Consider the following 14,167-nt stretch of genomic DNA (forward strand, 5'->3'; position numbering starts at 1 on the left):
GATGACAACCCGTTGAGTGAGGAGAGACAGCATGGCTGAGCGTTCGAGCTCCGGCCGGATACTTGCGTTGATTCTGATAGGCCTGGGGGCGTTCCTCCTGGTAATCGCAATTCTCGTACCGACCTACACTGTCGGCAAATTGGCGACTACACCCCTTGACCTCGAGGTGACCACCATTGCCGAAGGCACGGGTGACATCCTCAATTCCCGAGCATTGCTCGCGGGCAATGCTCAGGTCGACAGGGACGTCCCGATCGTGGCGCAGCGTTACGTCACGGTGGAGGATCCCGCGGATGGCGACATCATGACCCTCCAGGCGGGTCAGACGGTGCGTCGGCTCGACATGCAGGGCGATACCGGACTGGTGTCGGCGACCGTCGACCGCGTCACGATCGACCGCGACACGTCGATGCCCGTGTCGTCCGAGGACTTCGCCGATCGGGTGAGCACGGTGCAGTCCACTGCCGACGCGCCGCCCACCGATCTCGGAGACCGCGGTGGCCTGCAGTACAAGTTCCCGTTCGATGTCAAACAGGAGTCGTACCCCTACTACGACATCAACGCGCGCGAGACCTTCCCCCTCGAGTTCAAGGGTGAGGAAGAGGTCAACGGCATGGCGGTCTACCACTTCAGCCAGGAAGTCGGACCGATCGACCTGTCGGAGGCCGATCCCGAGGTCCCGACCTACAAGCTGGCCCTGCCCGCCTCCACGTGGGGTGTCGGTGAGGGCGACGAGCCGATCACGATGACCCGCTGGTACAACAACGTCCGCGACCTGTGGGTCGACCCCATCACGGGTGTCGTGGTCAAGGGCCAGGAAGTACAGAACCAGTACTACGCACGCGAAGCCGACACCCCCGAGATAACGATTCTCGATGTGACTCTGCCGTTCGACGAGGAAACCGTCGAGTACCAGATCGGTCAGGCCAAGGACGGACAGGATCAGCTCTCCCTGTTCGGTCGCACCGTGCCGATCATCCTCGGCATCCTCGGCGCGATCCTGCTGATCGCGGGCATCGTGCTCGGTCTCCGTGGCGGGCAGAACGGTGGCCGTCGTGCCGCTGCCGCCACCGGACCGTCGCCGGCCGGCCCGGCCACCACGACGGTGGGACCGGCGCACTCCACGTCGCCGCAGCGGGACTACACCGACGACAGGACCGAGGTCATCCCGCGGAACGACCGGGGCTCGGACACGCAGCAGCGTGACTGGACCACCGATCAGACGCAGGAGATCCCGCGCACCGACCTGCGTAAGCCTCCGCAGCAGTAGTCACGCGCAGCGCAAAGAACAAAGAACAACAACACCGCCCCCACCGTTCACGGTGGGGGCGGTTTGTTGTGCCTGCCCTGTTGTTGTGGCCGGGTCAGAGCGTGAGTCCGGCGCCCGGGCCCGGGGCGGATGCCGCGGCGGTTCGTACGGCCAGCACTGCGACGACCGCGGCTGTCGCGGCCGCCACCCCCACCGCGACGCCGACGAACTGCTCGATCGTCGCCGCGACCGTCACCATCAGGATCACCTCGACGAGAAGACCGGCCCACGCGACCAGTGCCAGGTGCGTGCGCTCCCCCGCGATCGCCGACAGCAGCGCGCCCTGCAGCACCGCCAGGCACGCTCCCTGGAGGGCGAACATCCACAGCAGGGACTGCACGGGCCGGTACGCGTCTCCCACGAGCAACGGGACGAGCGGTGCACACAAGGCTGCTGCCGCCACGAGCGCCGCACCCAGCGCCACGAGCACCGTCAACGCAGACCGCACCGCCGCCGCGGACTCCGCCGGATCGGCCATTCGTGGATAAAGCACCACACCCACGGCCTGCGGCAGCCAGAACGCCACCTTCGTCGCCACAGCACCGAGGGCATACAGGCCTGCGGACTCCGGGTCCAGCACCACCCGGGCGAGCAGCAGATCGAGTGAGGTCAGTGCGATCAGCGCAAGTTGCACCTGAGAAGCGCGCAGGACCGCACCCGCGGACGGCGCCCAGGAGGACCCCGCGTCTGCCGGATCGGTGCGCCCGACGAGCACGGCCGCGAAAACCGCGGTGATGCCGGTCCCCACAGCACCGGCGAACAGCGCCGCCCCGGGTCCGCCGCCCAGCATGAGCACGACGACCGCCGGGGCGACCTTGGCGACGCCCGCCGTGGCCAGCACGACGCTGAGCGCCGCGAACCTCCCACGACCCTGCAGAAGACCCTGTTCGGCCGCGAGAAGGACGAGCAGAGGCGCGGTCACGAGAGATCCGAATGCACCGGCGACGCTGGTGTCGAGTGCCCACGCCACCACCGGAACGAGAACCAGCGCGGCAAGGCCCGCCCAGGCGGCGCACCGGTAGCCCAGGCGCCGCAACACCGCGACGCTGCTGCCGTGCACGGCCTCCCGGGCCACGACCGTCTGCAACGCAAGCGCGGGGACCGCCAGCACGAGTTGGGCGGCGAGCAGGCTCGCGAACTCGCCGTACCCGGCGGGGCCGAGCCATCGGCCCGCGGGCAGGTGCAGCAGGTAGGCCGCGATGTTGGCCGTCATCGCCCCGACGGTCACCATCGTCATTCCAGCGGCAGCCGACCGGCGCGTGGTCTCGGGTCGAGGCATCCGCCCATCCTCGCATCAGTACGGACCCCGTATTCTGCCGCCATGCTGACGCCGGTGTCCTCGCGCTCGGTCGCACCGGTGTTGCCGGTGCGGTCGGCGCCGGCGCTGTGGTCGCTGCTCCTGACGTTCGTCGTGCTCGGCCCGCTCCTCACCTCACCCGGTTACCTGCTGCTGCGCGACGCGGTGAGCACGCCGCGGTCTTTCCTCACCGACTCGTCCCTCGGGCTGTCCGACGCGGCAGCCCGCGCGGTCCCCCAGGATGCGCTGCTCGCGTGGGTGACCACGGTGGTGGACGGCGGGGTCGCGGTGAGCACGATCCTCACGCTGTCGGTGTGGGCAGCGGGCTGGGGAGCGGCACGCCTCGTCGCCGTCGTCCTGCCGCGGGCGGGGGTGGCAGCCCAGCTGGTAGCGGCGACGGTCGCCATCTGGAATCCCTATGTGGCGGAGCGCCTGCTGCAAGGTCATTGGAGCCTGCTCGCCGGATACGCGGCGCTGCCCTGGGCGATGTGTGCGGCCGTTTCGATCCGCCGTCGGCAGCGCGGTGGATGGCCCGCGCTGGCGGTGTGCCTGGCAGCGGCGGGGCTGACACCCACCGGGGTGCTGCTCGCCGCCGTGGTGGCACTCGCCGTTCTTGCCGTGCCCGGGGGCCGGGGTTCGACGGTCGTGCGGATGGCGGCCGCCGCTGCCCTCACCGTCCTGGCGTCGCTGCCGTGGCTCACCGCCACGCTCCTGGCGGGCGGAGGAACCGAAGCCGACCCGGCCGGTGTTCGTGCGTTCGCCGCGCGGGCAGAACCGCTCCTCGGCACCCTCGGTTCCCTCGCGGGACTCGGCGGCATCTGGAACGGCGACGCCGTGCCGGGCTCCCGCACCACGCCGTGGGCGCTCGTCGGCACGTTGCTGCTGCTCGGCGTCGTCGCGTGCGGTGTGCCTGCGCTGTGGCGACGTCGTCGTCATCCCGTGGTCGTCGCCGCCGGTGTGCTCGCCGCGGTCGCGGTGCTCGGACCTGCCCTGGCTGCGACGGGCCCCGGGCTCGCGGCCGGCGAATGGTCGATGGCGAACGTGCCCGGCGTGGGGCTGCTCCGGGACACCCAGAAGTGGGTGGCGCTGGCGATGCCCGGCTACGCGCTCGCCGCAGCAGCGGGCGTGGGGGCACTGCAACGACGATTCTCCGGTCCGGCCCCGGTCTGGGCGGCCGTGGTGGTCGCGGGACTCGTCCTCGCACTGCCTGATCTCGCGTGGGGCGTCTCCGGGCAGGTCCGGCCCGTCCGCTACCCGGACGGGTGGCAGAAGGTCACCGAGTGCGTGACCGCACGCGACGGCGACGTGGCCGTGCTACCCGGTGGCATGTTCCGGATCTTCGATTTCGCCGGTCCGGTCGCCGTGCTGGATCCGGCCCCGCGCATGGTGCGCGCGGACGTGTTGCAGACCGGGACCCTGCTGGTGGCCGGGGGCACGGTGGCCGGTGAGGGACACCGTGCGGAAGAAGTGGAACGACTCCTGCTCACCGGCGCCGGTCCCGACACGCTCGCCGCGGAGGGAGTGGGATGGGTGCTCGTCGAGCACCGCACCCCCGGAGATCGGGGCGAGTCGCAGCGCACCCTGGCCACGCTCGAACCGGTCTACAGCGACGACGATCTGAGTCTCTACCGCGTGGACGGCGTGACCACCGACGCGTCGCCGCACCGCACATCCGCGATAGCGGCACACGTGGTGTGGTTGCTGCTCTCAGCCTGCGGCGTGGTGGGCGTGCTGGTGCAGCGGTTCGCCCGTCCTCGGAAACAGTCCTGATACGGGCTGACCACGGGTGGTACCGACAAGCACGTCGAACACTCCGTCGCCGGTCGCCTCCCACGAGAACTCTCCGGCCCGGATGCGTGCCTTCGCGCCGAGTTGACGCAGGCGCCCGCGGTCCTCGAGAAGGTCGGCGACGGCCTCGGTCAACTCGGCCGGGGAGTCGACGAGCAACCCCGTCACCCCGTCGATCACGGAATCGGTCAGGCCCTTGGAACTGCGGTAGCCGATGGTGGGCACACCGTGCTGGGCGGCTTCGACCACCGCCAGACCCCACCCCTCCTTTCGGGAGGGCATGACGTGGAGCCATGCGCGGGAGAGGAGTTCGTGCTTGCGATCCTCCGGGACGTGGCCGTGGAACGTCACCGCGTCCGCGATCCCGAGGTCTGCGGAGGCATCGCGCAGGTTCTGCTCCCACCATCCGCCGCCGATGACATCGAGATGCAGACCGGGGATTCGGCCGCGCAGCGCCGCGACAGCACCGAGCGCATCTTCGATCTGCTTGTGCGGTACGAGCCGGGACAGCACACACAGGCTCGGGTGCTCGGTACGGGTGTGGTCGTCGCCGGGTGCGACCCCGGCAGGGATCGCGTCGGCGCCGTTGCGCACCACCGCGATGCGCTCCCGGTCGACGCCGAGCGCGCGCAGTTCGTCAGCGGACGGCAGGGACACCGTGAGGTATTGGTTGCGGCGGTGCACGCGCGGTGACAGCGACGATTCGATCCACCATCCGAGCTTGGCCATCAGGCGTCCCGCCACGGGCCATTGCTCACGGTGGCAGTGGTGCACGAGAAGGGTGACCGGGGCGCCGGCGACAACCCGGGCGAAGAACGGGATGCCGTTCTGGGTGTCGATGACCGCGTCGGGCCGGATACCGGCCAGCGGGCCGACACCGAACCGGCCGGCCAGGATCGCGGCCAGCGCTCGCGGGTACACGGTCAGCCGGCCACCACCGCGACTGATGTCGATACCGTCGATGCTGTCGCGGCTCCGGGCACCGGGATACGACGCCGTACGCAGCGTGACCTTGATCCCGCGCGCGGCGAGCTGGGCTCCTACCTGCTCCAGGTACCGCTCACTGCCACCCCCTTGAGGGTGTCCGGTGTCACGCCAGCAGAGCAGCAGTACCTCCTGCACGCGGAGCCCCCAATATCTTGCGGCGGCCCGAAGGGACCGGTATTGACCCGGGAGGGCCTGAGTATGACAACGAACACCCTAACGGGTACGCCGCGGCATAGGTACGGAGAGCGTGCCGCGGCCTCACACTAAGGTGTCTCGACGTGCCTTCTCCGACCGCGCCCGATTCCAGCGTGACCCGGCTCTTCGCACGACGCGCGACGCTGCGACGGTCGGCCGGACTGCTGAGCAGCTTTCGTTTCGAGCAGTCCGCGCCCGACAAGTTCTACGGCGGGCTCGCCCGCGACACCGTCGATCTGATCGGCGATCTGCACACCGGCGCGACCGGCACCGGACTGGCCGGCACGACGGTCGTCGACGTCGGCGGCGGACCCGGATACTTCGCGGACGCCTTCAACGCCGTCGGGGCACGCTACGTTCCGATCGAACCCGACCCGTCCGAGATGCACGCGGCGGGCCTCCGGGTGGGCGGCGCGATCCGCGGCTCGGGGCTGGCGTTGCCGCTGCGCGACGGGTCGGTGGATGTGTGCTTCTCGTCGAATGTCGCAGAGCACGTCCCGACCCCCTGGGTGATGGCCGACGAGATGTTGCGGGTGACGCGTCCGGGCGGGCTGATGGTGTTGTCGTACACGTTGTGGTGGGGACCTTTCGGAGGCCACGAGACCGGGCCGTGGCACGCATTCGGCGGTGAGTACGCGGCACGCCGGTATGCGCGCAAACACGGCCGCGAACCGAAGAACCGGTACGGGCAGTCCTTGTTCGAAGTGGGAGCGGCCGACGGTCTGCGCTGGGCGCGCTCGAGTACCGAAGGCACCCTGCTCGCCGCCTTCCCGCGGTATCACCCCCGGTGGGCGTGGTGGCTCGTGAAGGTGCCGTGGATCCGCGAAATCCTTGTGAGCAACCTGGTTCTCGTGATGCAGCGCCGGTGACGCCCCGGTGGGACCTACCGGCATCCCCTAGGGTCACGGTATGACCGCACTGGCACTCGACGTCGGCGGCACCAAACTTGCCGCGGCCACCGTCGCCGACGACGCGACACCCCTCGAACCGCAGTCCGTACCCGTGCCCGCGACAGGGGTGTGGGAGACGTGCGCAGCATTGTTGCGGGAGGTCGCCGGTACGGAGCCGGTCACGGCGGTCGGTATCGCCGCGGCCGGCCCGGTCGACACCGCGCGGGGCACGGTGTCCCCCATCAACATCACCGAATGGGCGAGCGGGTTCCCGCTGGCCGATGCGGTCCGCAGCCTGTTCCCGGGTGCCCGAGTACGACTGGCGATGGACGGAGCCGCCGCCGCGCTGGGCGAACAGCGTTTCGGTGCCGGACGCGGCGTGGCCGACCTGCTCGGTGTCGTAGTCGGTACCGGCATCGGAGGCGGGCTGGTGCTCGGCGGCAGAATCGTCACGGGCCGCACCGGCAACGCCGGCCACATCGGACACATGGTCTCGGCGTACGGCACCGCGGTGTGTGCGTGCGGCGGGGTCGGATGTATCGAGACCGTCGCGAGCGGGCCGGCAGCGGTGCGGTGGGCGCGGCTGCACGGCTGGGAAGGATCCGACGGCACCGCCCTCGCCGCCGACGCACAGGCGGGCAGCGGGGTGGCGGCAGCCGCACTCGAACGCGCGGGAACCGCACTGGACCAGGTCATCGCGTCGGCGGTGGCCCTGACGGACGTCTCGCATGTCGTGGTCGGTGGCGGATTCGCACAGTCCGGAACGCACCTGTGGCGACCGTTGCTGGCGTCGACGACGCGGCACGCTCGACTCGGTTTCCTGCGCGAGGTGCGCGTCGTGCCGGCCGAACTCGGCCCTCTGGGCACGCTGGCCGGTGCGTCGCTCCTCGCCGCAGGTCACGACTAGATAACCAAAGCCTGTGCGCGCGGGACACTGCCCTACCCTCTGACGTACCACTCTGCCCAGCGGATCGATCGGCGGTACCGGGATGCGGATTGCTGAGATTTTGCGGAACAAGGGTTCGGGAGTCTGCACCGTCCCACCCGAGACGCCGATCTGTGAACTGCTCGGAGATTTCGCCCGCTACAACATCGGGGCGATGGTCGTGGTCGAGGACGGGGCGGTGGTCGGCATCATCACCGAGCGCGACGTGGTGCGCAGCCTCAACCACCGCGGGCCGTCCATCCTCGCCGATCAGGCGCGGAACCTCATGACCACCGACGTGACGACCTGCCTGCCCACCGACACGGTGGACAGCCTGGCCGAAACCATGACCTCGAGGCGGGTGCGGCACCTACCCGTGGTCGAGGGCGGTCGCCTCGTCGGCATCGTCAGCATCGGTGACGTGGTCAAGAGCCGCCTCGACGAACTCGAAGCCGAGCGCGACCAGCTCGAGTCGTACATCCACCGAGGTTGAGCCTGTTACAGGCCGGAATCTTCGTCAGCCGGATTCTCCGTGTCGTCGTCCGATGCGGCTTTGTTCGGCCTGTCGAGGACGCTCACGCTCATCCCGTACGGCAGGAACCGCACCGACCTCGTCGGATCGGTGTTGCCCTTGAGCGCACGCAGTGCGTCGAGTTCGGCGGGGTAGACCTGGTCGACCCGCACCACGCCGTCCTCGTCGCAGGTGTAGACGACCCACACACCGGCCCCGGTGTCGCCCGTCGTCTCGGGGGTGGGTGCGCTCCGAGGGGAGCGTGGCTGTTCCGGTGCGTCGAGGAACGAGAGCACCCGGTCCTTGAGCTGTCGTAGCTCCTCACCGGCCTCACGGACCACACGGTCGAGGTCGTCCGGATCGAATCCGAAGGGGTTGTTCTCCGCCATTGCTTTGTCTCCTGACCGTTGGCCCGTGACCGAGCGTCATGGCCCGTGACCGTCCGTCGCGTGACCCCAGGCACTCTCCAGTGTGGTCATCACAACCGATTCCCGCCACCGGCCGCCCGCACCCTTTCCAAAAACCTGTAACCTGTTCTAGTGTTCGAGGTCACAGGTGGGCCCGCGGGATCGTCGGCACCGAACCACGAACCTGCCTTTACATGAGCGAACAGCAACTGGTGAGGAAGCGGACATGACCGACTACGACAAGTTGTTCATCGGCGGCCAATGGGTGGACCCGTCGACCGACGAGAAGCTCGAGGTGTTCTCCCCTGCCACGGAGGAACGCGTCGGATCGGTTCCCGTCGCAGGGCCCGAGGACGTCGACGCCGCAGTCGCCGCCGCTCGCCGCGCGTTCGACGACGGGCCGTGGCCCCGCATGTCCCCGGCCGAACGCGGCCAGGTCATCGCGAAGGCCGCGAAGCTGATGGAAGAACGCGCCGCCGACCTCGCGTCGCTCGTCTCGTCCGAAATGGGTCAGCCGGCCGCGTCGGTCCAGATGATGCAGATGACGCCGTCCCTCGCGACGCTCAATTACTATGCAGGACTCGCCGAGACGTTCCAGTGGACCGACGAGCGGACCGGTTCGTTCGGCCGCTCGCGTGTCACCCGCGAACCCGTCGGCGTCGTCGGCGCCGTCATCGCATGGAACGTGCCCTTGTTCCTGTGCGCCAACAAACTCGGCCCCGCCCTGCTCGCGGGCTGCAGCGTGGTCCTCAAGCCCGCACCCGAATCTCCCCTGGCCGTCAACGTCGTCGCGGAGATCTTCACGGAGGCAGGGCTTCCCGAGGGCGTCCTGTCGGTGGTCCCCGGTGGCGCCGAGACCGGCGAGTACCTCGTCTCGCACCCCGACCTCGACAAGATCACCTTCACCGGCTCGACGGCCGTGGGCAAGCACATCGGCGAGATCGCCGCACGCAACCTCAAGCGGTGCTCGCTCGAACTCGGCGGCAAGTCCGCGGCCATCATCCTCGAGGACGCCGATCTCGACTCCACCATCGCAATGCTCGTGATGTCGGGGCTGATGAACACTGGACAGGCATGCGTAGGCCAGACCCGGATCCTGGCGCCGCGATCCCGGTACGACGAAGTCGTCGAGAAGATCGTCGCCACCGCAGCGTTCTTCCCTGTCGGGCCGCCGTCCGACGACAGCGCACAACTCGGCCCGCTGATCTCAGCCAAGCAGCGTGAACGCGTCGAGGGCTACATCGCCAAGGGCCTCGAAGAAGGTGCGCGCCTCGTTCTCGGCGGCGGCCGCCCCGCCGGACTCGACACGGGATACTTCGTCGAGCCCACCATCTTCGCCGACGTCGACAATTCCATGACGATCGCCCGCGAGGAGATCTTCGGTCCCGTCCTGTGCGTGCTGCCTTACGACAGCGTCGACGAGGCCGTGAAGATCGCCAACGACTCCGACTACGGGCTGGCAGGGTCGGTGTACACCACCGATGTCGAGAAGGGCCTGGACATCGCATCGCGCGTGCGCACCGGCACGTACGGAATCAACTGGTACGCATTCGATCCCGGTTCGCCCTTCGGTGGGTACAAGAACTCGGGCATCGGACGGGAGAACGGGCCCGAGGGCCTCGAGGCGTTCTGCGAGACCAAGTCTGTGCTCTACCCGCCCGGATACCAGGACTGATCCGCACAGGATTGATCCGCGCGGCACTGCGCAAAGCAGAAGGGTGGCACTCGGCCGGAAGACCGGGTGCCACCCTTCTCGCTTCGGCGGAAACCGGAGCAGCAGTCAGATATACATCGCGGGATCGATGAACGTCGTCGGATCGACGAGCGGCTCGTGCTGCCGCCGCGACCGCACCGTCGCCGGAATACCGGTCGCGACGGAATCGGCCGGCACGTCGTGCGTGACGACGGCATTCGCGCCGACGGCGCTGTCGTCCCCGATGACGACGGGTCCGAGGATCTTCGCCCCGGCTCCGACCGTCACGCGGTTGCCCAGCGTGGGGTGGCGCTTCTCCTTGACGAGCGCACGTCCCCCGAGCGTCACGCCGTGGTACAGCATGACGTCGTCGCCGATCTCCGCCGTCTCGCCGATGACGACGCCCATCCCGTGATCGATGAAGAAGCGTCGCCCGATCGTCGCCCCCGGGTGGATCTCGATGCCGGTGAGAAACCGGGTGATCTGCGCGAGAACCCGAGCGGGGCCACGTAGGACAGGCACCGCCCACATCCTGTGGGCGATCCGGTGCGACCAGATCGCGTGCAGGCCGGAATAGACGATTGCGTTCTCCGCGTTGCTGCGCGCGGCCGGGTCCTGTCCGCGCGCAGCCTGCAGATCTTCACGAACGGTGCGGAGAATACCGAGCACGGAATCAGTCCCGGATGTGCTCGAACAGCGGGGTCGAGATGTAGCGCTCGCCGAAGTCGGGCACGACAACGACGATCAGCTTGCCTGCGTTCTCCGGACGCTTCGCAATCTCGAGGGCGGCCCAGACGTTGGCGCCTGCCGAGATGCCGCCGAGGATGCCTTCCTCGGTGCCGAGCTTGCGTGCGACGTCGATCGCGTCGTTGAACTTGACATCGATGATCTCGTCGTAGATTTCGCGGTCGAGAACGTCGGGGACGAAGTTCGCGCCGATGCCCTGGATCTTGTGCGGTCCGGGCTCGCCACCGGTGAGGATAGGCGAATCGGCGGGCTCGACGCCGACGATCTGCACTCCCGGCTTGCGGGCCTTGAGGGTGCGGCCGACGCCGGTGAGGGTGCCGCCGGTACCGATGCCCGCGACGAAGATGTCGACGGCGCCGTCGGTGTCGTTCCAGACCTCTTCACCGGTGGTGCGCTCGTGGATCGCCGGGTTGGCGGGGTTGCCGAACTGGCGCGCGAGGATCGCGTTCTCCGTGTTCGCCACGATCTCCTCGGCCTTGGCGACCGCGCCCTTCATGCCCTCGGAACCCGGGGTGAGCACGATCTGCGCACCGTAGGCGCGGAGCATGACGCGACGCTCGGTCGACATCGTCTCCGGCATCGTCAGGATGACGTTGTAGCCGCGCGCAGCGCCCACCATGGCGAGCGCGATACCCGTGTTGCCGGACGTGCCCTCGACGATCGTGCCGCCGGGCTGGAGCTCACCCGACTGCTCGGCAGCGTCGATGATGGCGACACCGATGCGGTCCTTGACGCTGTTCGCCGGGTTGTAGAACTCCAGCTTCGCGGCGACGGTCGCACCGGCGTCCTCGGTCAGCCGGTTCAGGCGCACGATCGGCGTGCGGCCGACCAGCTCGGTCACATTGTTGTAGATCCCCATAGTGGAGTCCTCCTCGTGGCCACTGCTGCGGCCGTATCGATCTAGCTTGTGGTCTATTGCACCATCCCGTCGCCGCATGCGGACGCGGAGGTCCCATCGAAGTACGAACGTATCCGCTAGTCGGCATTATTCCCGGCGGGGTCATCCGACTCTCCCTGGAGTCCGGCGACGATCTCGAAGGCAAGACCCGACCGAGCGCAGGTCCGGTTCGGCCGATGACGGATTCGTTCAATACTCGCGTGGCGCTCGGGTCGACACTGGCGTCCATGACAAAGACAACGAAACCGATTCCGGACGGCTACACCTCGCTGACCCCGTTCCTTGTCGTGGAGGACGGAGCACGCGCCATCGACTACTACCGCGACGCCTTCGGCGCGACACGTGTTCGAGGAACCGTCGACGTTCGTCACCGGTGACCGCTTCGCGTCGATCCTCGATCCCTTCGGCCACCGCTGGGCGATCATGACACGGGTGGAAGAGGTGTCTCCCGGCGAAGCCAAGCGTCGGCTCGACGAGTGGTCGGCCACGCAGAACGCCTGATGCAGGGCCAGAAACGCCGGATGCCGCGTGAGATCGGTTGAACCGACCTCACGCGGCATCCGGCGTGAACTGTCTTCTGCGGGGGAACCGACTCAGCCGAGGCGCTGCTTCAGTGCCTCGAACTCGTCGCGGATACCCGACGGCACCTTCTCGCCGAGGAACTCGAACCACTCCTCGATGAGCGGCAGTTCCTGCTTCCACTCCTCGACGTCGACCTTCAGTGCCTCGTCGACATCGGCGGCGTCGACGTCGAGTCCTTCGAGGCTCAGGTCGGCGGCGGTGGGCACGTACCCGATCGGCGTGGACTGCGCGTCGGCCTTGTGCTCGATACGGTCCACGATCCACTTCAGGACGCGCGAGTTCTCGCCGAAACCGGGCCACAGGAAGCGGCCGTCTTCGCCGCGACGGAACCAGTTGACGTAGAAGATCTTCGGGAGCTTGGTCTCGTCGGCGTTCTTACCCAGGTTGATCCAGTGGTTCAGGTAATCGCCGGCGTTGTAGCCGAGGAACGGCAGCATCGCCATCGGGTCGCGGCGGACGGTTCCGACCTTGCCCTCGGCGGCAGCGGTCTGCTCCGACGACAGGGTCGCGCCGAGGAAGGTGCCGTGCTGCCAGTCGAAGGACTCGCTCACCAGCGGAACGGTGGTCTTGCGACGTCCACCGAACAGGATCGCGGAGATCGGCACACCCTGCGGGTCGTCCCACTCCGGGGCGAGGATCGGGCACTGCGACATCGGGGTGCAGTACCGCGAGTTCGGGTGCGCGGCCTTGGTGCCGGACTCGGGCGTCCAGTCGTTGCCGAGCCAGTCGGTCAGGTGCGACGGGGTCTCGCCGCCGATGCCCTCCCACCAGATGTCGCCGTCGTCGGTCTTGGCAACGTTGGTGTAGATGGTGTTGCCGGCCTCGATGGTGGCCATCGCGTTGGGGTTGGAGTCGGCGCTCGTGCCGGGTGCGACACCGAAGAAACCGAACTCGGGGTTCACCGCGTAGAGGCGGCCGTCCTCGCCGAAGCGCATCCAGGCGATGTCGTCGCCGAGGGTCTCGGCGCGCCAGCCCGGGATGGTGGGCTGGATCATCGCGAGGTTGGTCTTACCGCATGCCGACGGGAAGGCCGCGGCCACGTAGTAAGGCTTGTTCTCGGGGGAGATCAGCTTGAGGATGAGCATGTGCTCGGCGAGCCAGCCCTCGTCGTGGGCCATGGCCGACGCGATACGCAGCGAGTAGCACTTCTTACCGAGGAGCGCGTTGCCGCCGTAGCCGGAACCGAAGCTCCAGATCTCGCGGGTCTCCGGGAAGTGGGTGATGTACTTCGTGTCGTTGCACGGCCACGCGACATCCTGCTGTCCGGCTTCGAGGGGCGCACCGACGGAGTGCAGCGCCTTCACGAAGGGGCGGTCGGTGCCCAGCTTCTCGAGCGCGGCGGTGCCCATGCGGGTCATGATCCGCATGGAGACGACGACGTACTCCGAGTCCGTGAGCTCGACACCGAGCTTCGGGTCGTCGGCACCGAGCGGACCCATGCAGAAGGGCACCACGAAGAGCGTGCGTCCGCGCATGCAGCCGCGGTACAGATCCGTCATGAGGGCGCGCATCTCGTCCGGCGCCATCCAGTTGTTCGTGGGGCCGGCGCCGATCTCGTCCTCGGTGCAGATGTAGGTGCGGGACTCGACACGCGCCACATCCGACGGGTCGGAGTTCGCGAGGAACGAGTTCGGCTTCTTCTCGTCGTTGAGACGGATGAACGTTCCCGCCTCGACCAGTTGAGCGGTCAGCCGGTCCCATTCCTCGTCGGATCCGTCGGCCCACACGACGCGATCGGGCTGGGTGAGCTCGGCAACCTCCTGGACCCAGGCAAGCAGCTCGGCATGCTGGGTCGGGAGCTTGTCGTCGGTACCGTTCAAACCGGGAATGGTCGCTGAGGTCATCAAACTCTCCTGGGGTGTGCCCGGAACCGGATCCCTCCCCCGACCTGCGCCGATGACGCAGGGACAGTGGCAGACCCGGGCTTTTCCCCTCTCG

The 14,167-nt window shown here is 68.3% G+C and carries 12 protein-coding genes and 1 pseudogene; 7 read left to right on the top strand and 6 right to left on the bottom strand.

Annotation, left to right across the window (positions count from 1 at the left end):
* Positions 1-31 precede the first annotated feature (31 nt).
* Positions 32-1,270, top strand: a complete 1,239-nt coding sequence (locus ACFWU2_RS12120; RefSeq protein ID WP_378605899.1) for a DUF3068 domain-containing protein — start codon at positions 32-34, stop codon at positions 1,268-1,270.
* Positions 1,271-1,364: 94 nt separating this feature from the next.
* On the opposite strand, the gene ACFWU2_RS12125 is transcribed toward ACFWU2_RS12120, so the two are convergent.
* The gene (locus tag ACFWU2_RS12125; protein WP_378605902.1) at positions 1,365-2,588 is read right to left on the bottom strand and encodes a polysaccharide biosynthesis protein; all 1,224 of its coding nucleotides are present in this window, start codon (positions 2,586-2,588) and stop codon (positions 1,365-1,367) included.
* A 42-nt stretch (positions 2,589-2,630) separates the two neighbouring features.
* On the opposite strand from ACFWU2_RS12125, the gene ACFWU2_RS12130 reads away from it, so the two are divergent.
* Positions 2,631-4,376, top strand: coding sequence for a hypothetical protein (locus ACFWU2_RS12130; protein ID WP_378605905.1), 1,746 nt, complete (start codon positions 2,631-2,633; stop codon positions 4,374-4,376).
* On the opposite strand, the gene ACFWU2_RS12135 is transcribed toward ACFWU2_RS12130, so the two are convergent.
* On the bottom strand, positions 4,314-5,516 hold the full coding sequence (locus ACFWU2_RS12135; protein WP_378605908.1) for a glycosyltransferase family 4 protein: 1,203 nt from the start codon (positions 5,514-5,516) through the stop codon (positions 4,314-4,316). The two genes, ACFWU2_RS12130 and ACFWU2_RS12135, sit on opposite strands and share 63 nt — an antisense overlap.
* 173 nt (positions 5,517-5,689) lie before the next feature.
* Between ACFWU2_RS12135 and ACFWU2_RS12140 the strand changes: the two genes are divergently transcribed.
* The 3 genes from ACFWU2_RS12140 (at position 5,690) to ACFWU2_RS12150 (ending at position 7,884) form a co-directional block, all read left to right on the top strand.
* Positions 5,690-6,445 (top strand): class I SAM-dependent methyltransferase, encoded by a 756-nt coding sequence (locus ACFWU2_RS12140; RefSeq protein WP_378606270.1) that lies wholly within the window; start codon positions 5,690-5,692, stop codon positions 6,443-6,445.
* 40 nt (positions 6,446-6,485) lie between these two features.
* Positions 6,486-7,373 carry an ROK family protein gene (locus ACFWU2_RS12145; RefSeq protein WP_378605911.1) on the top strand — a complete coding sequence of 296 codons (888 nt, stop codon included), beginning with the start codon at positions 6,486-6,488 and terminating at the stop codon, positions 7,371-7,373.
* 82 nt (positions 7,374-7,455) lie between these two features.
* On the top strand, positions 7,456-7,884 hold the full coding sequence (locus tag ACFWU2_RS12150; protein ID WP_378605913.1) for a CBS domain-containing protein: 429 nt from the start codon (positions 7,456-7,458) through the stop codon (positions 7,882-7,884).
* A 5-nt stretch (positions 7,885-7,889) separates the two neighbouring features.
* Here ACFWU2_RS12150 and ACFWU2_RS12155 read toward each other — a convergent pair whose 3' ends face one another.
* Positions 7,890-8,291 carry a hypothetical protein gene (locus ACFWU2_RS12155; RefSeq protein WP_378605916.1) on the bottom strand — a complete coding sequence of 134 codons (402 nt, stop codon included), beginning with the start codon at positions 8,289-8,291 and terminating at the stop codon, positions 7,890-7,892.
* Between the two features lie 244 nt (positions 8,292-8,535).
* Here ACFWU2_RS12155 and ACFWU2_RS12160 point away from each other — a divergent pair, with 244 nt between their 5' ends.
* Complete coding sequence (locus ACFWU2_RS12160) at positions 8,536-9,984, top strand: aldehyde dehydrogenase (protein WP_378605919.1); 1,449 nt, start codon at positions 8,536-8,538, stop codon at positions 9,982-9,984.
* A gap of 105 nt (positions 9,985-10,089) precedes the next feature.
* Here ACFWU2_RS12160 and epsC read toward each other — a convergent pair whose 3' ends face one another.
* Positions 10,090-10,671, bottom strand: coding sequence for a serine O-acetyltransferase EpsC (gene epsC / locus ACFWU2_RS12165; RefSeq protein ID WP_378605922.1), 582 nt, complete (start codon positions 10,669-10,671; stop codon positions 10,090-10,092).
* Between the two features lie 4 nt (positions 10,672-10,675).
* Complete coding sequence (gene cysK, locus ACFWU2_RS12170; protein ID WP_378605925.1) at positions 10,676-11,608, bottom strand: cysteine synthase A; 933 nt, start codon at positions 11,606-11,608, stop codon at positions 10,676-10,678.
* Positions 11,609-11,874: 266 nt separating this feature from the next.
* Here cysK and ACFWU2_RS12175 point away from each other — a divergent pair.
* A pseudogene (locus ACFWU2_RS12175) lies at positions 11,875-12,148 on the top strand (VOC family protein).
* Positions 12,149-12,240: 92 nt separating this feature from the next.
* Here the strand turns inward: ACFWU2_RS12175 and ACFWU2_RS12180 are convergent.
* Positions 12,241-14,073, bottom strand: coding sequence for a phosphoenolpyruvate carboxykinase (GTP) (locus ACFWU2_RS12180; RefSeq protein WP_378605928.1), 1,833 nt, complete (start codon positions 14,071-14,073; stop codon positions 12,241-12,243).
* Positions 14,074-14,167: the final 94 nt, after the last annotated feature.

It is taken from the genome of Rhodococcus sp. NPDC058639 (genome assembly GCF_042717545.1).
Lineage (GTDB): Bacteria > Actinomycetota > Actinomycetes > Mycobacteriales > Mycobacteriaceae > Rhodococcus.